Annotated in this window: 19 protein-coding genes; 6 read left to right on the top strand and 13 right to left on the bottom strand. The window is 69.4% G+C overall.

Features of this window, described 5'->3' with window-relative positions; all coding sequences use genetic code 11:
- Window positions 1–18: 18 nt before the first annotated feature.
- From ureC to H1Q64_RS12020, 8 genes are all read right to left on the bottom strand, one after another.
- Window positions 19–1,728, bottom strand: a complete 1,710-nt coding sequence (ureC, locus tag H1Q64_RS11985; RefSeq protein ID WP_094306278.1) for an urease subunit alpha — start codon at window positions 1,726–1,728, stop codon at window positions 19–21.
- Between the two features lie 26 nt (window positions 1,729–1,754).
- Window positions 1,755–2,060: an urease subunit beta gene (locus H1Q64_RS11990; protein WP_237903665.1), complete on the bottom strand. Its 306-nt coding sequence runs from the start codon at window positions 2,058–2,060 to the stop codon at window positions 1,755–1,757.
- 11 nt (window positions 2,061–2,071) lie between these two features.
- Entirely contained in the window at window positions 2,072–2,374 is a 303-nt protein-coding gene (locus H1Q64_RS11995) for an urease subunit gamma (RefSeq protein ID WP_014240308.1), read from the bottom strand.
- 37 nt (window positions 2,375–2,411) lie between these two features.
- Window positions 2,412–3,677, bottom strand: a complete 1,266-nt coding sequence (locus tag H1Q64_RS12000) for a glycosyltransferase (RefSeq protein ID WP_237903666.1) — start codon at window positions 3,675–3,677, stop codon at window positions 2,412–2,414.
- Between the two features lie 42 nt (window positions 3,678–3,719).
- Window positions 3,720–4,562 carry an urease accessory protein UreD gene (locus H1Q64_RS12005; RefSeq protein ID WP_237903667.1) on the bottom strand — a complete coding sequence of 281 codons (843 nt, stop codon included), beginning with the start codon at window positions 4,560–4,562 and terminating at the stop codon, window positions 3,720–3,722.
- Window positions 4,555–6,909: a xanthine dehydrogenase molybdopterin binding subunit gene (gene xdhB, locus H1Q64_RS12010; RefSeq protein ID WP_237903668.1), complete on the bottom strand. Its 2,355-nt coding sequence runs from the start codon at window positions 6,907–6,909 to the stop codon at window positions 4,555–4,557. The genes H1Q64_RS12005 and xdhB overlap by 8 nt, the downstream gene beginning before the upstream one ends.
- Window positions 6,902–8,368: a xanthine dehydrogenase small subunit gene (gene xdhA, locus H1Q64_RS12015; protein ID WP_237903669.1), complete on the bottom strand. Its 1,467-nt coding sequence runs from the start codon at window positions 8,366–8,368 to the stop codon at window positions 6,902–6,904. Before xdhA ends, xdhB begins: the two co-directional genes overlap by 8 nt.
- 121 nt (window positions 8,369–8,489) lie before the next feature.
- Window positions 8,490–9,191 (bottom strand): LuxR C-terminal-related transcriptional regulator, encoded by a 702-nt coding sequence (locus H1Q64_RS12020; RefSeq protein WP_237903670.1) that lies wholly within the window; start codon window positions 9,189–9,191, stop codon window positions 8,490–8,492.
- Between the two features lie 353 nt (window positions 9,192–9,544).
- Here H1Q64_RS12020 and H1Q64_RS12025 point away from each other — a divergent pair, with 353 nt between their 5' ends.
- Window positions 9,545–10,207, top strand: coding sequence for a LuxR C-terminal-related transcriptional regulator (locus H1Q64_RS12025; RefSeq protein ID WP_237903671.1), 663 nt, complete (start codon window positions 9,545–9,547; stop codon window positions 10,205–10,207).
- Window positions 10,208–10,253: 46 nt separating this feature from the next.
- Here the strand turns inward: H1Q64_RS12025 and H1Q64_RS12030 are convergent, their stop codons facing one another.
- A complete protein-coding gene (locus H1Q64_RS12030) occupies window positions 10,254–10,826 on the bottom strand; it encodes a type 1 glutamine amidotransferase domain-containing protein (RefSeq protein WP_149165758.1) in 573 nt (190 codons plus the stop codon).
- Between the two features lie 129 nt (window positions 10,827–10,955).
- On the opposite strand from H1Q64_RS12030, the gene H1Q64_RS12035 reads away from it, so the two are divergent.
- Both H1Q64_RS12035 and H1Q64_RS12040 read left to right on the top strand, forming a co-directional pair.
- Complete coding sequence (locus tag H1Q64_RS12035) at window positions 10,956–11,369, top strand: PRC-barrel domain-containing protein (RefSeq protein WP_237903672.1); 414 nt, start codon at window positions 10,956–10,958, stop codon at window positions 11,367–11,369.
- A gap of 125 nt (window positions 11,370–11,494) precedes the next feature.
- Complete coding sequence (locus tag H1Q64_RS12040) at window positions 11,495–11,725, top strand: hypothetical protein (RefSeq protein WP_237903673.1); 231 nt, start codon at window positions 11,495–11,497, stop codon at window positions 11,723–11,725.
- Window positions 11,726–11,730: 5 nt separating this feature from the next.
- Here the strand turns inward: H1Q64_RS12040 and H1Q64_RS12045 are convergent, their stop codons facing one another.
- Window positions 11,731–13,080, bottom strand: a complete 1,350-nt coding sequence (locus H1Q64_RS12045) for a D-amino acid dehydrogenase (RefSeq protein ID WP_330874495.1) — start codon at window positions 13,078–13,080, stop codon at window positions 11,731–11,733.
- A gap of 233 nt (window positions 13,081–13,313) precedes the next feature.
- Here H1Q64_RS12045 and H1Q64_RS12050 point away from each other — a divergent pair, with 233 nt between their 5' ends.
- Window positions 13,314–14,855, top strand: a complete 1,542-nt coding sequence (locus H1Q64_RS12050) for a sigma 54-interacting transcriptional regulator (RefSeq protein ID WP_237903675.1) — start codon at window positions 13,314–13,316, stop codon at window positions 14,853–14,855.
- An 8-nt stretch (window positions 14,856–14,863) separates the two neighbouring features.
- Here H1Q64_RS12050 and H1Q64_RS12055 read toward each other — a convergent pair whose 3' ends face one another.
- A complete protein-coding gene (locus H1Q64_RS12055) occupies window positions 14,864–15,094 on the bottom strand; it encodes an FmdB family zinc ribbon protein (RefSeq protein ID WP_237903676.1) in 231 nt (76 codons plus the stop codon).
- 125 nt (window positions 15,095–15,219) lie between these two features.
- Between H1Q64_RS12055 and H1Q64_RS12060 the strand changes: the two genes are divergently transcribed.
- The gene (locus tag H1Q64_RS12060; RefSeq protein ID WP_237903677.1) at window positions 15,220–15,783 is read left to right on the top strand and encodes a gamma carbonic anhydrase family protein; all 564 of its coding nucleotides are present in this window, start codon (window positions 15,220–15,222) and stop codon (window positions 15,781–15,783) included.
- 22 nt (window positions 15,784–15,805) lie between these two features.
- On the opposite strand, the gene H1Q64_RS12065 is transcribed toward H1Q64_RS12060, so the two are convergent.
- A complete protein-coding gene (locus H1Q64_RS12065) occupies window positions 15,806–16,555 on the bottom strand; it encodes a sulfite exporter TauE/SafE family protein (protein WP_237903678.1) in 750 nt (249 codons plus the stop codon).
- A gap of 344 nt (window positions 16,556–16,899) precedes the next feature.
- Between H1Q64_RS12065 and H1Q64_RS12070 the strand changes: the two genes are divergently transcribed.
- A complete protein-coding gene (locus H1Q64_RS12070) occupies window positions 16,900–17,349 on the top strand; it encodes a CBS domain-containing protein (RefSeq protein WP_237903679.1) in 450 nt (149 codons plus the stop codon).
- 85 nt (window positions 17,350–17,434) lie between these two features.
- Here the strand turns inward: H1Q64_RS12070 and H1Q64_RS12075 are convergent, their stop codons facing one another.
- Entirely contained in the window at window positions 17,435–19,168 is a 1,734-nt protein-coding gene (locus H1Q64_RS12075) for a pyruvate, phosphate dikinase (RefSeq protein ID WP_237903680.1), read from the bottom strand.
- Window positions 19,169–19,305 lie beyond the last annotated feature (137 nt).

The raw sequence follows: 19,305 nt of genomic DNA on the forward strand, positions 1-19,305 counted from the left end.
GAACCCGTCACCCCACACTCAGAACAGGAAGTACCGCTGCGCCATGGGCAGCACGTCCGCCGGCTCGCAGGTCAGGAGCTGGCCGTCGGCGCGCACCTCGTAGGTTTCCGGATCGACCTCGATGTGGGGTGTGGAATCGTTGTGGATCATCTGCTTCTTGCCGATGGCCCGCACCCCCGTCACCGCGACCAGTTCGCGCCGCAGGCCGAGCGAGCGCAGCGCCTCGTTCTCCAGCGACAGCTTGCTGACGAAGGTCAGGGAACTGGCCTGCATCGCGCGGCCGTAGGCGCCGAACATCGGGCGGTAATGCACCGGCTGCGGCGTCGGGATGGAGGCGTTGGGGTCGCCCATCAGCGCCGCCGCGATGGTCCCGGCCTTCAGCACCATGTCCGGCTTCACGCCGAAGAAGGCCGGCGACCAGACGACCAGATCGGCCAGCTTGCCCACCTCGACCGATCCCACGACATGGGCGATGCCGTGCGACAGGGCCGGGTTGATCGTGTATTTGGCGACGTAGCGCTTGACGCGGAAGTTGTCGTTCTCGCCCGTCTCCTCGGCCAGACGCCCGCGCTGAACCTTCATCTTATGCGCGGTCTGCCAGGTGCGGATGATCACCTCGCCGACCCGGCCCATGGCTTGGCTATCCGAACTCAGCATCGAGAAGACGCCGAGGTCGTGCAGGATGTCCTCCGCCGCGATGGTCTCGCGCCGGATGCGGCTTTCGGCGAAGGCCACGTCCTCGGGGATGCGGGGCGACAGGTGATGGCAGACCATGAGCATGTCGAGATGCTCGTCCACCGTGTTCACCGTGAAGGGCCGCGTCGGGTTGGTGGAGCTGGGCAGCACGTTGGGCAGGCCCGCCACCTTGATGATGTCCGGCGCGTGGCCGCCGCCCGCCCCTTCGGTGTGGAAGGCGTGGATGTTGCGGCCCTTGAAGGCGGCGATGGTGTTCTCCACGAAGCCCGACTCGTTCAGCGTGTCGGTGTGGATGGCCACCTGGATGTCCGTCTCCTCCGCCACCGTCAGGCAGGTGTCGATGGCCGCCGGGGTGGTGCCCCAGTCCTCGTGCAGCTTCATGCCGCAGGCGCCGGCGGCGATCTGCTCCAAGAGCGCGTCGGGACGGCTGGCGTTGCCCTTGCCGAAGAAGCCCAGGTTGATCGGCAACCCTTCCGCCGCCTGGAGCATGCGGGCCATGTGCCACGGCCCCGGCGTGCAGGTGGTGGCCGACGTGCCCGCCGCCGGGCCGGTGCCGCCGCCCAGCATGGTGGTGACGCCGCTGTTCAGCGCCTCGTCCACCTGTTGCGGGCAGATGAAGTGGATGTGGGCGTCGATGCCCCCGGCGGTGACGATCTTGCCCTCGCCCGCGATGACCTCGGTCCCCGGCCCGACGACGATGGTCACGCCCGGCTGGACGTCCGGGTTGCCGGCCTTGCCGATGCCGGCGATGCGCCCGCCGATGATGCCGATGTCGGCCTTGACGATGCCCCAGTGGTCGATGATCAGCGCGTTGGTGATGACGGTGTCCACCGCGCCGCCCTGGCGCGAGGTCTGGGCCTGCCCCATGCCGTCGCGGATCACCTTGCCGCCGCCGAACTTGACCTCCTCGCCATAGACGGTGTGGTCCTTCTCGACCTCCACGATCAGGTCGGTGTCGGCCAGCCGGACACGGTCGCCCACGGTGGGGCCGTAGAGAGCCGCGTATTCGGCCCGGTCGATGCGATGCGCCATTGTCTGATGCCCTCCGCTGGCGCCCTTTACAGGCTGCCGTTGACCTTGCCGTTGAAGCCGATGACCACGCGGTTGCCGGCGTAGGCGACCAGCCGCACGCGGCGGGTCTGCCCCGGCTCGAAGCGCACCGCCGTCCCGGCGGGGATGTCCAGCCGGAAGCCGCGCGCTTTTTCGCGGTCGAAGGTCAGCGCCTCGTTGGTCTCGGCGAAGTGATAGTGCGAGCCGACCTGGATCGGGCGGTCGCCGGCGTTGGCGACGTCCAGCTCAACCGTGTCGCGGCCGGCGTTGAGTTCGATCTCGCCCGCGGCGGGGATGATTTCACCGGGTTTCATCGGGACTTCCCTTAGCGAATCGGCTGATGGACGGTGACGAGCTTGGTGCCGTCGGGGAAGGTGGCCTCGACCTGGATCTCGTGGATCATCTCCGGGATGCCGTCCATCACCTGATCGCGGGTGATCACCGTCGCGCCGTCGCGCATCAGCTCGGCCACGGTGCGTCCGTCGCGTGCGCCCTCCACCACATAATCGGTGATGAGGGCCACCGCCTCGGGATGGTTCAGCTTCACGCCACGCTCCAGCCGGCGGCGCGCCACCATGGCGGCCATGGCCACGAGAAGCTTGTCCTTCTCGCGCGGTGTCAGGTTCATGGGGCTGTCTCTCCGCCTTCCCATTGGGTTGGCGGGATTATGCCACGTTGCTGCGGTGCGCCAATCCCTCTTCGATGAATCGCACCGCGTTTCCAACGCCGTCCTCGGCCCGGATGCGGGCGCCGAGCGCCGCGGCCTGGCCGCGCAGGCCCGGATCGCCGGTCGCCTCGATGGCACGGGCAAGCCCCTCAGCGGTCAGCGTCCGGCGGGGAAGCGGCGGTGGCGCGACGCCGAGATCGTGGAGCCGGGCACCCCAGAACGGCTGATCGCCCATGAAGGGGACCACCACCGCCGGCACGCCGGCGCGCAGGCCTGCCGCCGTGGTGCCGGCGCCACCGTGATGGACGACGGCGGACACGCGCGGAAACAACCAGTCGTGCGGCGCCGACTCCAGGCCATGGACCGTCTCCGGCAGGGCCGACCGGTCGATCCCGCCCCACCCGGCGGAGAGCACGGCGCGCCGCCCGTTCAGAGCCGCGACGACCAGCCGCGTCGTCTCGGCGGGATCGAACCCGGCCATGCTGCCGAACCCGACATAGACCGGCGGCGGTCCGCCTTCGAGAAAGGCCACGAGGTCGGGCGGCGGCGTGTAGGCGTCGGCCTCGTCCAGGAACCAGAACCCGGTCGCCCGGATGAAGTCCGGCCAGTCGTCCGGCCGCGGCAGCGCATGGGTCGAGAAGGCGTAGGGCATCGGCCATTTCGCCGTCATCAGCAACGGCCCCGGCCCGATGAATGAGGGCTTCAGCCTCAACACCGCGCGCCGCGCCCGGTTGGTCGGCGCCCGAAAGGTCTGCCAGACGAGCTGCATCATCGCCAGATGCAGGGCGTAGTTCACGACGCCGGGAAAGCGCCGGGGCGGCATCATCGGCGGCGGGAAGGCGCGCGTCGGCGCCATCGGCTGCAACGCCGTCCCGACGACCGGAACGCCCAGCTTCTCCGCCACCGCCACGCCCGCGTAGAAGGCGAGGCCGGAGGCGATGATCGCGTCGCTTCCCCGCGCCGCCTCCCAATATTCCCGCGTCCAGTCCAGGGCATGGTCCTGGCCGAGGCGCAGCAGCGCCCGCATCATCTTGACGGGGTTGATGCCATCGCGGAACAGCCCGTCCGCCTCCCGGCTGCCCGTCACCGCGCGCAGGTCGCCGGACAGCGGGCTGTAGTCCAGGCCATGCCGCTCGATCAGGTCGCGGAACTCGCGGTCGGCGGGAAAGGCGACGGAGTGTCCGGCGGCCCGCAAGCCCTTCCCAAGAGCGACGTAAGGACGGATGTCGCCCTGGGACCCGTAGGTGACAATGGTGAAGCGCATGGGACCGGAGCTACGCCGGCAATCCCCCTTTGACAAGAGGGCTCAGACCTCCCACAACCGCGGCAATCTGACCGGCAGGCCCGCCGCCGCGGAGCGCAGATGCGACCACAGCGCCGCGTAGGCGCCACGCACCGACCGCGCCTCGCCGCCCAGGATGCGGACGACCAGCAGCCCGTCGAAAGCGGTGGCGCCGACCCGCACGCCCTCCAGCCCCTCCGCCGCCGCGCGCAGCGCCTCCAGCCGGGTCGCGGCGTCGGGTGCGGCGTGGAGCAGCGTGGCGCAGGCCCCGGCTCCGCCGAAGCCCGCCGGGTGGGCCAGCGTCTCGGCGAGGTCGCCGTCCATGTGCAGGGCGTCGGCCCAGGCGAGGCGGCCGTCGCGCACCACCTCCCAGGCGTCGCGGACGAGGCCGCGGGTGACCGTCTCGCCGAAGGCGGCGCGCCCGAAGACCAGCATCTCCCCGGCGATCAGGCGGGCGTCGCCCTCCAGCTCCAGCCGGGTCAGGCGGCGCAGGCGGGAGCCCTCGAAGACGATGGCCTCCTGCGGCATCCATTCCAGCCAGCCGCCGGCCTCCACGGTCACGCGGGTGTCGATGCGACAGTCCGGCCCGGCGGAGCGGTAGACCTTTTCGGCCGCCTGCGTCGTCACCAGCGCCGCCGCCCCCGGCCCCGCCGACAGGGCAACGTCCAGCCGGTCGCCACCGACCAGCCCGCCCGAGGTGGTGACCAGCACCGCGATGGGCAGGTCCCCCGCCCGCGGGTCGGGCAGCAGCACCCGCAGCGGGTCGTGGTGGTAGAGCGTAGCGAGGCGCGTGGCTCCATGGCGATGCTCGAACCGCACCGTCGCCGCGCCGTGGACGGCGACCTTCTTCATCAACGCGTCAGCCACCAGCGGAACCCATCCTTGCCTTCAAATCCTGGGCCTTCACATCCTCGACCGCCAGCAGCACGCGCTCCGGCGTCGCGGGCGCATCGAGGCGCACCGGCAGCCGGTGGCCGCCCACCGCCGCGACGGCGTCCTTCAGCGCCAGCCACGCCGAGATGCCGAGCATCAACGGCGGCTCCCCGATCGCCTTGGAGCGGAACACCGTGTCCTCCCGGTTGGGGCGGTCGGTGTAGAGCGCCACCCGGAAATCCTCCGGCAGCGAGCGCGAGGTCGGGATCTTGTAGGTGCTGGGCGCGTGGGTGCGCAAGCGTCCCTCGCCGTCCCACCACAGCTCCTCCGACGTGACCCAGCCCAGCCCCTGGACGAAGGCGCCCTCCACCTGCCCCAGGTCGATGGCCGGGTTGATGCTGCCGGAACAGTCGTGCAGGACATCGGCGCGGGGAAAGCTGTACTCCCCGGTCAGCGTGTCGATCAGCGCCTCCGTCACCGCGACGCCGCAGGAGAAGTAGAAGAAGGGCCGTCCCTCGCACTTCTCGCGGTCCCACCAGATCTTCGGCGTGGCGTAATGGCCGGTGGAGGACAGCGATACCCGGTTCAGATAGGCGAGCTTCGCCACCTCCGCGAAGGTCATGGCGTGGTTGCCGGCGAAGACGGCGTTGTCGCGGAACTCGACCTTGTCCGGCGTGGTGTGGCAGTGCTGGGCGAGAAACGCCACCAGCCGGTCGCGGATGGTCCCCACGGCGATGCGCACCGCCATGCCGTTCAGGTCGGTGCCGGCCGACGCCGCGGTGGGCGGCGCGTTCGGCACCTTATCGGTGGCGCTGGCGGTGACCCGCACCCGCTCCACGTCGATCTGGAACTCCTGAGCGGCGATCTGGGCCATCTTGGTGTGGATGCCCTGCCCCATCTCGGTCCCGCCGTGGTTCACCTGGATGGAGCCGTCGGTGTAGACATGGACCAGCGCCGCCGCCTGGTTCAGGTGCTTGACGGTGAAGGAGATGCCGAACTTCACCGGGGTCACCGCCAGCCCCTTCTTCAGCACCGGGCTGCGGGCGTTGAAGGCGTCGATCTCCTCCCGCCGGCGGCGGTAGTCGCCGTCCCGCTCGATCCGGTCCATCAACTCGGCCAGGATCTCCGGCTCCTCCACCGGCATCCCGTAATGGGTGGTGTCGCGGCCCGGCCCGCCATAGAGGTTCGCACGGCGCACGTCGAGCGGGTCCTTGCCGAGAGCGCGGGCGATCTCGTCCACCACATGCTCGATGGCGATGACGCCCTGCGGCCCGCCGAAGCCACGGAAGGCGGTGTTGGACACCGTGTTGGTCTTGCAGCGATGGCCGGTCACCCGCGCCGCCGGCAGGTAATAGGCGTTGTCGGCGTGGAACATGGCGCGATCGACCACACCGTTGGACAGGTCCAGCGACACGCCGCAGCGCCCGGCGAGGTCCATCTCCAGACCCAGGATGCGCCCGTCTCCATCGAAGCCGACGTCATAGCGCACGAAGAAGTCGTGGCGCTTGCCGGTCATCAGCATGTCGTCGTCGCGATCCAGACGGAACTTTACGGGACGCTTCGTCGCGTTCGCCAGCAGGCCGGCGATGGCGGCGATCTGCGCCGGCTGGCTTTCCTTGCCGCCGAAGCCACCGCCCATGCGCCGGCATTCCACGGCGATGCCGTGCATCGGCCGCCCCAGCACCTGGGCGACGGCGTGCTGGACCTCCGACGGGTGCTGGGTCGAGGAATGGACCAGCAGGTCGCCATCCTCCTTGGGGATGGCGTAGGCAATGTGGCCTTCAAGATAGAAATGGTCCTGCCCACCGACCTCCAGCGTGTCGGTCAGCCGGTGTGGCGCCCCGGCGACCTCCGCCGCCGCGTCGCCGCGCCGGAAGGTCAGCGGCGGCGAGACGAAGCTGCCCTTCTCCAGCGCCGCCTCGGCGGTCAGCACCGCCGGCAGGTCCTCGTAATAGACCTCGATCAACCGCGCCGCCGCGCGGGCCTGCAACAGCGTCTCCGCCGCCACGGCGACCACCGCCTGCCCGGCATAGGTCACCAGCTCGTCGGCCAGGATGGGGTCGCCGCGCTGGATGGTGCCAATATCGCCGTCTCCCGGAACGTCGGCGTAGGTGAGGACCGCGTGCACCCCCGGCGCCTGCTTCGCCCGCGACAGGTCCATGCCCAGGATGCGCGCGTGCGCCCGCTCCGACAGCCGCACCGCGACGTGCAGCGTGCCGGGCAGCTCCGGAATGTCGTCGGTGTAGGCCGCGGCGCCCATCACATGCTTGCGGGCGCTTTCATGCTCGATGCCCCGGTGGACGCCGCCGCGGATCGGTTGGATGGTGCCGCCGTCAGCCATGCACGGCCTCCAGGGAGGGCCGTTCGGCCCCGGTCGTGTGAAGAAGGAAGCGCATCAGCAGGTTCTTCGCCACCAGCGCCCGGTAGCGGTCGCTGGCCCGCATGTCGGTCATCGGGCGGAAGTCGCGGTCGAGCGCCGGCAGGGCCGCCGCCACGGCGTCCGCCGTCCAGGGCTGCCCGGCCACCGCCGCCTCCAGCGCCGGGGCGCGGGCCGGGGTCGCCGCCATGCCGCCGTAGCCGGCGCGCAGCTCGGCCACCCGCCCCTCCCCGTCCGGCGTCAGCAGGAAGGCGGCGCAGACGGCGGAGATGTCCTGGTCCCGCCGCTTGGACACCTTCCAGGTGGCGAAGCGCTGGCCGTCGCGCGGCAGGGGGATGCGGATGCGCTCGACGAACTCACCCGGCTTCAGGTCGCTCTTGCGGTAGCCGTGGTAGAAGCGGTCGAGCGGCAGCTCACGCCGCACCCCGCCCCGGTTCAGCACCAGCGAGGCGCCCAGGGCCAGCAGCGCCGGCATGCTGTCCCCGATGGGCGAGCCGTTGGCGACGTTGCCGCCCAGCGTGCCGGAATTGCGCACTTGCGCCGCGCCGATGCGGGTGACCAGAGCGGCCAATTCGGGCAGGCGGCGCTCCAGAACCGGCAGCAGGTCGGTGTAGGTCACCGCCGCCCCGATCTCCAGCGCATCGGCCCCCTCGCCGATCCGGTGAAGCTGCCGCACCTGGGCGAGATGGATCAGCGTGGGCAGGCTGCGCCCCTGCTTGGTCACCCACAGCCCAACGTCGGTCGCCCCGGCCACCAGCGTGGCGTTCGGATGCGCGGCGAACAGGGCCGCCAGTTCATCGACGCTCCGCGGCGCGTGGAAGCTGGCGGCGCCGTGGGTCACGGTCAGGGACCCATCGTGCTGGATGGAGCGCAGCAGGGTGGCGATGCCCTCCTCCGCCCGATCGAAGCGGTCGTCGGTCCGCTGCGCCGCCATGGCCCGGGCGGCGTCGAGGATCGGGCGGTAGCCGGTGCAGCGGCACAGGTTGCCGGCCAACGCGTCGTGGATCGCCCCATCGGTCAGGCCGCCGGACGCGACCCGCCGGTCGTGGTGGAGCGCGAACAGCGCCATCACGAAACCGGGGGTGCAGAAACCGCATTGCGAGGCGTGCTTGTCCACCATCGCCGCCTGGACGGGGTGCAGTTGCCCGTCCTCGCCGGCCAGATCCTCGACGGTCAGCAGCAGCTTGCCGTCGATCATCGGCAGGAAGAGGATGCAGGCGTTGACGGCGCGGTAACGAACCTGCCCATCCACGGCGAGATCGCCCAGCACCACCGTGCAGGCGCCGCAATCCCCCTCGGCGCAGCCCTCCTTGGAACCGGGGCGCCCGTTGGCGCGCAGCCAGTTCAGCACCGTGGTGGTGGGATCGGCGTCCCGCACCTCCACCACCCGTCCGCCGAGCACGAAACGCACAGAGCCCGTCATTGTCCCTCCTGTCGGGCGTTTCCGTCATAGTGCCGGAAAGTCTCCGCAGGCCGCAATGGCGGGCCGGCCGTCTAGCCATAAAGGCATGGTTCGGATGGATAAACGGCTTCTTCGGAAGGCGTCAGACGTCTTCGGGGAAGCATCCGCTGCGGGCGGCCACGACGGCGACCTGGGTGCGGTTGCGCACGCCCAGCTTCTGCATGATGGCCCGCACATGGACCTTCACGGTGCCTTCCAGCACGCCCAGCTCCCGCGCGATCTCCTTGTTCGAATGGCCGGCCAGCAGAAGCTGGAACACGTCGCGCTGCCGGTCGGTCAGCCGATCGAGGATTTGGCCCGAAGGACGCGCGACCTCCGCCGCGACGTTGCCGGACAGGACGGCGCGCGGCAACGGCAGGAAGGTCTCCCCGGTCAGAGCCAGGGAGATCGCGTGTTCCAGCACCGCGGTGGAACTGGTCTTCAGGATGTAACCCCTGGCCCCCAGCCGCACGCTGTCGACGATGTCCGCCACCTCGTCTGACCCGGAGATGACCAGAAGCGGGCGGCGTCCCAGCACCTCGACCATGCGGCGCACACCGTCGCGCCCGCTGCGGTCGCCCAGGTTGAGGTCGAACAGGACCAGCGTCAGATCCGGCGTGCGGTCGGCGATGGCCATCGCCTCGTCCAGCGAACCAGCCTCCAGCACCTGCGCGTCCGGGTGGATCTCCCCCACCGAGAGGGCGAAGCCGTGCCGCACCAGGGGGTGATCGTCCACCACCAAAAACGTTTGCGCCCTGCCGGCCACCGACCGCTCCTTGCCGCGCGTCTGCAGCTGAACTTCCATTGCTTTGCTACCCCATCAAGCCGCCGAAAGCCGACTTGGAAAACAAAAGCGCCCCAATCCAGCTCGGCTTTCTGTCCAGCGGAAAAGTATAAAGGTACCTCTTTTGGACTTTGCGGAAGCAGCGCTATGCGAATTTCTATCGTTTTGAAGCCATTTATGATTCATTCGTATCGAGCTTCTTCCAAGCATCTTGCGCCGCTCCCTGACCATCCGTATAAATCATCGGGACAACCAGCGTAAAGCACGCTTTTTCGATACAATAAAGACGGCTTTTTTCCCTTTTCCCAGGCGAAAACGGACAACGATTGGCGTTGTGCGCTGCTCGTCACGGGTGGCGTCACGGAGGAGTTTCGATGAGAACCTGGAACGTCATGCTCGTGGACCATGATCGGCTGTTTTCGGCGGCGCTGGGAACGCTCATCAGCGGCGGCCCGTTCCGCGTCTGCCACCACGCCGCGACGGTGGAGGATGCCGAGGCGGCCATCGCGCAGGGTGTGCAGCCCGACCTGATCGTGGTGGCCCTGGGCGAGGCGACGAACGACGAAGCCGGCGGGGTGAAGCGCCTGCGCGCCGCCACCAGCGCCCGCATCGCCGTGCTGGCCGACGCCATCGCCGACCGCACGCTGTCGCTGTCGCTGAAGGCGGGCGCCGACGCCTATCTGAACAAGTCGATGTCGAGCGAGTCCCTGCTGCGCGCCCTGCAACTGGTCATGCTGGGCGAGGTGGTCTATCCGACCCACGTTGCCAGTCTGCTGATCGCCAACGCCAACAGCGAGCGCCCGCAGCCGGAGCGCGCCCAGCCCGCCAGCAACGAACTGTCGAAGCGCGAGGTTCAGATCCTGCGCTGCCTTCTCGCCGGGCAGTCGAACAAAGCCATCGCGCGCAACCTGCACATCACGGAATCGACCGTGAAGATGCATTTCAAGAACGTGATGCGGAAGATCAACGCCCAGAACCGCACGCAAGCCGCGGTGTGGGCGATCCAGAACGGCCTGTCGCCGCTGGCGTCCGTTTAGAGAGTTTGTCCCCTCTCCCAGCACAGGGGGAGGGGACGGTGCATTTTCACTCCGCCGCGCTGCGGTGGGAGCCGTGGCGGCCTTCGGCGAACTCCTCCACCATCTTGCGGCAGAAGGCCGGCAGATCGTCCGGCTTGCGCGAGGTCACCAGACCCTGGTCGGTGACGACCTCGCTGTCTTCCCAGTTCGCCCCGGCGTTGCCGAGATCGGCTTTCAACGATGGCCAGGAGGTCATGCGCTTGCCCTTGGCGCCGCCCGCGTCGATCAGCGTCCAGGGACCGTGACAAATCGCGGCGATGGGCTTACCCGATTGGACGAAGCTGCGCACGAAATCGATGGCTTTGGGCTCCAGGCGCAGCGCGTCGGGGTTGATGACGCCGCCCGGCAGAACCAGAGCGTCGAAGGTGCCGGGGTCCGCCTGATCGAGCGTGACGTCCACATCCACCCGGTCGGCCTTGTCGTGGTGGTTCCAGCCCTGGATCTGGCCGCCCTGGGGCGCCACGATCCGTACCTCGGCGCCTTCGTTGCGCAGCGCCTTCACCGGCTCGGTCAGTTCGACCTGTTCGAAGCCGTCGGTCGCCAGAACGGCGACAGTTTTCTTCTCCAGTTTTCCTGCCATGGGATCACCTCCTCGGTTGGCCTGTCCGGTCAGCAACCGGCGTACCTCTGGGGAGTTCCCTCCGGAACCGCCGCGCCCCCCCCATGTTCCCTTTGACGGACCGCGCGTCACAATCGGGAGCACAGACCCATGCGTTACAGCGGCACTTCGGCGGGCATCCTCGCCGCGTTCGCCATCGCCACGTCCCTGACTCTGGGCGTTCCTCAACCTGCCCAGGGACAACCTTCCCAGTCCGCCGAAACGGTGCGGACCGCGGAAGCATCCTATCCCCGGCTCTACCAGGGCTGGCGGGCCGGCGTGATCGTCGGGACGGACGTCGAGGGGCTGCTCGGCGAGGAGCTTGGGCAGGTGGTGGATCTCGTCGTCGGCCCGGACGGACGGCTGGAAAGCGCGGTGATCGAGGCCAGCGGCATGCTCGACGTCGGCGAGGCGCGCTTCACCGTGCCCTGGCACCAGCTCATGCCCGGATCGGTGGACGGTGTCCTGGCCTATCCGGTCACCGGCCCCGACACGCTGTCACCGGCCCCGACACGCTGGATCTGATCCGCCGCCAGCAGCAGGCGGCCAGCCGTCCCGGTGACTGGCGCGTCTCCGCCCTGCTCGGCCAGCCGGCCAACACAGAAGGCGGAGCGACGGAGGCTGGCTTCTTCGGCACGGTCGAGGATCTGGTGTTCGACCGCAACGGCGCTCTCAAAGCCGTCGTGGTGACGCCCGAACCGGAGGGCGAAGGCCCCTACGCCGTCGCCTGGAAAGCGGCAGCGCTGGAGCCGGGCCTGACCTCCGTCACATTGCAGGCGACGCCGGATCAGGTGAAGGCGCTCGGCTCGTTCGATGCAGCGCGCATGAAAGAATTCAACACCGCGCGCCTGAACCAAGGGGCCCAGGCGCGTCGGGAATAGGCCCGTCAGGCCGTCGGGCGGGCCACGCCGCCAACCGTCGGGCGGTTGGCCGCAGCAGCGGAACGGCCGTAGCGGGCGACGGTCAGCCCGTCCATGTCGATCTCCGTCCGACGCCCGCCGACCACGTCGGCGACCACCCGGCCCGAGCCGGCGGCCATCGTCCAGCCCAGCGTGCCGTGGCCGGTGTTGAGGAACAGGTTGCGCACCGGGGTCGGTCCGACGATCGGGGTGCCGTCCGGCGTGTTGGGCCGCAGGCCGGTCCAGAACTCCGCCTTCGACAGGTCGCCGCCCGTCGGGAAGAGATCACTCACCACATGGTCGAGCGGGCCGCGGCGGCCCGGACGCAGCGTCAGGTCGAAGCCGGTCAGCTCCGCCGTGCCACCAACGCGGATGCGGTCGCCCAGGCGGGTCACCGCGATCTTGTGCGTCTCGTCCATCACCGTGGACTCCGGAGCACCCGCCGGGTCGACGATGGGCAGCGTCAGCGAATAGCCCTTCACCGGATAGACCGGCAGGTCCAGCCCGAACGGCTTCACCAGCATCGGGGAGTAGCTGCCCATCGCGACGACGTAAGAATCGGCGGTCAGCGTGCCGGCGTCGGTGACCACGCCGGTGACGCGGCGCCCGTCGTTCTCCAGCTTGCGGATGCCGGTGTTGTAGCGGAACTCCACCCCCAGCTCCGTCGCCATCGCGGCCAACGCGTTGGTGAAGCGGAAGCAGTCGCCCGTCTCGTCGCCGGGCAGCAGCAGGCCGCCGACGATCTTCTCCTTGACCAGCCGCAGCGCCGGCTCGACCGCCGCGCAGCCCTCGACGTCCAGCAGGCTGTAGGGCACATTGAAGCGGTCCAGCACGGCCATGTCGGTGGCGGCGGCGTCCACCTGCTTTTGGGTGCGGAAGACCTGGAGCGTGCCCTTGGCGCGCTCGTCGTAGCGGATGCCGGTCTCGTCGCGCAGGGCCCGCAGGCAGTCGCGGCTGTATTCGGCCAGCCGGACCATGCGGCCCTTGTTGATCTCGTAGGAACGCTCGTTGGCATTGGCCAGCAGCTTCAGGCACCAGGACCACATGGCCGGGTCCAGCTTCGGCCGGATCACCAGCGGGGAATGCTTCATCAGCATCCACTTCACCGCCTTCGCCATCAGGCCCGGCGCCGCCCAGGGGGCGGAGTAGCCCGGCGACACCTCGCCCGCGTTGGCGTAGCTGGTCTCCAGCGCCGGGCCGGGCTGCCGGTCCACCACCGTGACCTCGTGTCCGGCCTTCGCCAGGAAATAGGCGGTGGAAACGCCGATGACGCCGCTGCCGAGGACGATGACGCGCATGTGAAGGCTCCCGAGATCACGGATTTGTTCGCATCCCATTCGCAAACGCGATGCCAAGTGCCGGAACCCGCGGAAACGCTGGAGCGGACGATTGGGCGCCCGACGAGGCTGTACATGAATCGTTACACGGCGGCTGGAAAGCGCTTCCCTCTCCTCTGATAAACAGAGCCAGAACAGAGATTTGCCATCACCGTACAAAAATCGTTACGGTGTATACATATATTTACGGACGCGCCCATCGTGGTACACTCCCCCCTCCACCGGGGAGAGCCATGCGCATCGACGTCCTGTTCGCCGACCGGGTCGGCATCGCCCATGAGATCCTGGCCGTGCTCGCCAAGCGGCGCCTGAACGTCGTGGCGGTGGAAGTGGACCCGCCGCACATCCACATCGACGCGCCGGAACTGGACGTGCCGGGCTTCGGCGCGCTCGACGCCGCGCTGCGCGCCGTGCTGGGGGTGGAGTCCGTCACTCCGATCGACATCCTGCCCGGCACGCGGCGGCGGCTGCATCTGGACGCCCTTTTGGCCGCCCTGCCCGACCCGGTTCTGGCGGTGGACCGCGCCTGCCGCATCGTGGTGGCCAACGCCGCCGCCGCGACGGTCGCCGGGCGCAGCGAGGCCGCCCTGACCGGCGCCGATTTCGGGCGGCTGTTCGGCGATGCGGAGCTGTCCGACCTGCTGGTGGACCACGGCTTCCGCCTCGCCGCCGGGCAGGAGGTCACGCTGAACGGCCAGCCCTTCCTGCTGGACGCCACGCCCATCGTGGAGGACGGGCGCGCCGCCGGCGGGGTGGTCACCCTGTTCGCGCCGAGCCGGCTGGGCGAACGGCTGAACGCCTTACAAAACTTCGACGAGGGCGGCTTCGACCGCATCCTCGGCGAATCCGCCCCGATCCGCTCGCTGAAGGCACGGGCGGCGCGGGTCGCGGCGGTGGACGCCCCTCTGCTGATCCTGGGCGAGACGGGCACCGGCAAGGAGCTGATCGCCCACGCCTGCCACCGCGCCAGCCCGCGCCGCGACAAGCCCTTCCTGGCGCTGAACTGCGCCGCCGTTCCGGAGAGTCTGGCAGAGAGCGAGTTGTTCGGCTACGCCCCCGGCTCCTTCACCGGAGCACAGCGCGGCGGCAAGCCCGGCCTGCTGGAACTCGCCCACGGCGGCACCGTCTTCCTCGACGAGATCGGGGAGATGTCGCCCTACCTCCAGGCCAAGCTGCTGCGCTTCCTGAACGACGGGCGCTTCCGCCGCGTCGGCGGCGACCGCGAGCAGACGGTGGACGTGCGCGTGGTCAGCGCCACCCACCGCGACCTCGACGCCATGGTCGCCGAGCACAGCTTCCGCGAGGACCTGTTCTACCGGCTGAACGTGCTGTCGCTCCAGGTCCCGGCGCTGCGCGAGCGCGGCGACGACATCCTTCTGCTCGCCCGACACTTCATCGCCCGTGCCTGCGCCCAGGCGCGCCGGCCGCCCTGCCGGCTGACCGTTGCGGCCAGCGCCGCGCTGCTCGCCAACCCCTGGCCGGGCAACGTCCGCCAGTTGGAGAACGTCATCTTCCGCGCCGTGACGATGAGCGACGGCGCCTATCTCGACGCCGCCGACCTGGAACTGGCCGGGGCGCGGATGGACGCAGAAACCGGTGGCGATCCCGCCGAGCCGTCCAGCTGGGACGAGGCGGCGGCGGCGTTCGAGCGCAGCCTGCTCCGCCGCCTCTACCCGCGCTACCCGTCCAGCCGCAAGCTGGCCGCCCGGCTCCACACCTCGCACACGATGATCGCGAACAAGCTGCGCAAGTACGGGATTCCGGACGGGACGTGAGCGCCGCGCTAAATGCGCGAGCGTTCCGCCTTGCTGTAGTTGCTGAAATGGCCCTCCGCAGCGGCGGCACCGCGGGCGGTCTTGAGGAACTTGTCGGCCTTGGTGTCCGGCGCGATGCGCGCCACCTTCCGCTCCAGCGCCGCCGATCCGCAGGAGGAGCAGACGGGCGTGTCCGACGAGCGCACCAACGCTTCGAAGTCGTGGTCGCAGGCGGTGCAGCGGTAGGAGTAGAGCGGCATGGGAGTCCTCACACAGGTCGGGAACCAGGCGCACCCATCATATCACGCAATTTTCTTATGGGTATAGCGCAGTGCAGCATTCTCACGCCGCCGATCCGTTCCGCGGTAGGATGCCGATACGAAGAATGAAGGAGGAACGGGTGATCTACGCCTTCAACGACAAGGTCCCGCACCTGTCGCCCAACTGTTGGGTGGCCCCCGGCGCCACCGTCGTCGGCGACATCCTGCTGGAGGAGGACGTGTCCGTCTGGTGGGGCGCGGTCATGCGCGCCGAGGAGGAGCGCATCCACATCGGCACCGGCAGCAACGTCCAGGACAACGCCGTCCTCCACGTCGATCCGGGATTCCCGCTGCTCATCGGGAAGAACGTGACCATCGGCCATCTGGCGATGGTGCACGGCTGCACCGTCGGCGACGGCAGCCTGATCGGCATCGGCGCCACCGTCCTCAACGGCGCCCGCATCGGCCGTGATTGCCTGATCGGCGCCCACGCCTTCATCGCCGAGGGCAAGGAGATCCCCGACCGCTCGCTTGTGCTCGGCGCGCCGGGCAAGGTGGTGCGCACGCTGTCGGACGAGGATGTGGAGCGGATGCGCGCGCCCGCCGCCGTCTACCAGGAGCGGTGGAAGAGCTACGCCAGGGGGCTGCGCCCGATCACCGTCCCCGGCACCATCCCCGGTCAGCCCTGACAAGACCCGGCGTGGGGCGCCCTCAGGCTCCGGCGCCCCTGATGAAGAAGTACAGGGTCAGCCCCACGCCGATCGACACCACCACCCACTTCATCACGTCGCGGCTGACCCGCTTCGCCGCGTGGGCGCCGGCATAGCCGCCGGCGATGGCCGACACCGCCATGACGGCGGTTTCCGGCCAGGACACCGCGTCGGACAGGCAGAAGGCCGCGACCGCCGCGCCGTTCATCAGCGCGGCCAGCAGGATGCGCAGCCCGTTCATGGCGTGGATGTCGCGCAGGCCGAACAGGGTCAGCGCGGCCAGCATCAGGAAGCCGATCCCGCCGCCGAAATAGCCGCCATAGATGGCGATGACAAACTGGACGACCAGCACGGAACGGCCCCCCAGCCGCAGCCGGGCGGCCAGCGCCGGCATGAAGCTGCCGACCGCAAAGACCGCCGTCGCGAACAGCAGCAGCCACGGCACCAGCCCGGCGAAGGCGCGGTCCGGCGTGGTCAGCAGAAGGATCGCCCCGACCACCCCGCCGACGAGGCTGACCACGGAAAAGGCGGTGACGCTGACCTCCGTCACGCCGCGGATCTCGTTGCGGTAGGCCCAGGCGCTGGCCATCTGGCCGGGGAACAGGGCGACGGTGCTCGACACGTTGGCGCTGACCGGCGGCACCCCGGCGAACAGCAGCGCCGGGAAAGTGATGAAGGCCCCGCCCCCGGCAACCGCGTTGAGAACGCCCGACGTGAACGCCGCGACCATCAGCAGCACCATGGCAAGCATCGCACCCCCACCGTCAGCTTTTCTAAGTATTTGGCATGCCAGCTATCGTTGTGGGCACCCTGACAAACGCCATAGGAGGCGGGCAAGCGCCAAGGGTGTGGCCGTACCGTTCGGCGACTTCGTCACACAAAATGCGATTCCACTGATTGTTTGCCATATTAGCCATTGACGCGTCGTGGCATCTGGTATACCAAATATCCATCGCCTGCCACTGCCCGATGCCCAGGTGCCGCCGACGGCCTTCGACCGGCCCGACGCGGTTCCACCGGTCAAGCTCCGGTCCCCCGCGGGGGTCTCCGTGCAGGGCGCGCTTACGCAACCCGCTGTCTGGTGGAGGGCTCGCCATGAAAGTCGCCGACATTCTTCGGACCAAGGAATCCCGCGTCGTCACCGTCCGTTCCGGCGAAACCATTGAGGAGGCGATCCGGCTGATGCGGTCGGAGAACATCAGCGCTCTGGTGGTCAAGGACGTCTGCCGGACCGAGGGCAACGCCGTGGCCGGCATGCTGTCGGAACGCGACGTCGTCTACGCCCTGCTGGAGCGCGGCGCGTCGGTCCTGAAGACGCCGGTCTTCATGCTGATGTCGCGCGCGCCGCAGACCTGCTCGCCCGACGACAGCCTCGTCCACGCGCTGGAACTGATGGACCGCCACCACATCCGCCATCTCCCGGTGCTCGACGGCTCCACGCTGGTCGGCGTCGTCAGCGCCCGCGACTTCACCAAGCTCCAGCTCACCGAGATGGTCGCCCACACCCAACCCCCGGCTCAGGAATCCCCGGTCTACGCTCACTGACCGCGGCCCGGCGGAAGCGAAAAGGCCCCAGCCAAAAGGCCCGTCGTCCCCTCGGACGACGGGCCTTTCTCATGGCTTCAAGCCATCACTCGCCGACGCCCTCGGCCCAGCGCAGCAGCAGCGCCACGGCCTCCGGCGGCTCGGGGCGGATCATCGGCACGCTGCCCAGGATCACATGGCCCGCCCCGCCGTCCACAGTGATGATCTCACCCGCCCGGATGGTCAGGTCGCCCACCGTCATCACGCCGGCCGCCGGATCGACGCGCAGCATGCGCGCTCCGGTGACGCAGGGCAGCCCCATGGCGCGGGCGACGGTGGCGGCGTGGCTGGTCGCTCCGCCGCGGGCGGTCACCACCGCGCAGGCTACCTGCATGCCGTGCACGTCGTGGGGAGAGGTTTCCGGACGGCAGAGCACCACCGCCACGCCCTCCGCCGCCCACCGGACGGCCTCGTCCGACGTGAAGACCGCCGCACCCGTGGCAGCGCCGGAAGAGGCCGGCAGACCGCGGGCGATCACCTCGCGGGGGGCGTCCGGATCGGCAATGGGCCGCAGGCTGTCCGCAAGCGCCGGCAGGTCGGCGCGCCGCACCGCCTCGGCCCGCGAGATGATACCGGCCTGCGCCATCTCTGTGGCGATGCGCACTCCCGCTTCCGGCGTCCGCTTGCCGGAGCGCGACTGGAGGATGAACAGGCGGCCCTGCTGGACAGTGAACTCGATCTCCTGCATGTCTCCGAAATGGCGTTCCAGCCGGTCGGCGATGCGGCCCAGCTCGGCGAAGGCCTCGGGGGCGACGGCTTCCAGCGAGGCGTCCGTCCCAGCCAATGGCCCCGGCGTGCGCAGGCCGGACACGATGTCCTCGCCCTGGGCGTCGGGCAGGAACTCGCCGCACAGTGCGGCCTCACCGGTGGAGGGATCGCGGCTGTGGGCGACGCCGGTGCCGGAGGCGATGCCGCGGTTGCCGAACACCATCGCCTGCACGGTCGCCGCGGTGCCCCAATCGTCGGGAATGCCGTGCACCGCCCGGAAGGCCACGGCGCGGGCGTTGCTCCAGGAGCGGAAGATGGCCGCAATGGCGGCGTAGAGCTGGGTCCGCGCGTCCTGCGGGAAGGGCTCCCCCGCCTCACGCTCGATCAGCTCGCGGTAGGCGGCGGCCACGGCGCGCCAGTCGGCGGCGCCCAGGTCGGCGTCGCGGGTCAGCCCGCGCCCCTCCTTGTAGGCCTCCAGCGCCGCGTCGAAGCTGTGAGCACCCACTCCTTGCACCACCGCGCCGTAGGTCTGGATAAGCCGGCGGTAGCAGTCGTAGGCGAAGCAAGCGTCGCCGCTGCGCGCGGCCAGCCCCTTCACCGTCGCGTCGGTCAGGCCGAGATTCAGGATCGTGTCCATCATGCCGGGCATCGACGCCTGTGCACCCGACCGTACGGACACCAGCAACGGATTCTCCGACCCGCCGAAGCGGGCGCCCGCCACGGCTTCCAGCCGGGTCAACGCCTCCTCCACCTGGGCGGTCAGCCCGGCGGGAAAGCCGCCCTGCCCGGCGCGGTGCCGGCGGCTGGCCTCCGCCACGATGGTGAACCCCGGCGGCACCGGCACGCCCAGCCGCGCCATCTCGGCCAGCCCGGCGCCCTTGCCGCCCAGTTCCGCCAGCATGCCGCCGTGCCCTTCCGCACCGCCGCAGCCGAAGGCGTAGACCCACCGCTGCCCACTGACCACCTGTCCATTGGCCGCCGGCAGCGCCGGGTGCCCGGCAACCACGGCGGCACCGACGGCGATGGCGCCGCTGGTGTCGGTGGAGCCTTGGATGATGGACTGGTGGAGCATGGACCTATCCTCGCGTCGGCGTGGTGTTCAGGCACCCTATGGACATGAACGGAAAATTTTTCCGATCAAACAGATATCTTATTTCCTCATAATGCCATTTCATGAACTGAGTGCAATGCACAAATAGTCGCATTTGC

Origin of the sequence: Azospirillum brasilense, assembly GCF_022023855.1 — a bacterium.
In the GTDB taxonomy this organism is placed as follows: domain Bacteria; phylum Pseudomonadota; class Alphaproteobacteria; order Azospirillales; family Azospirillaceae; genus Azospirillum; species Azospirillum brasilense_F.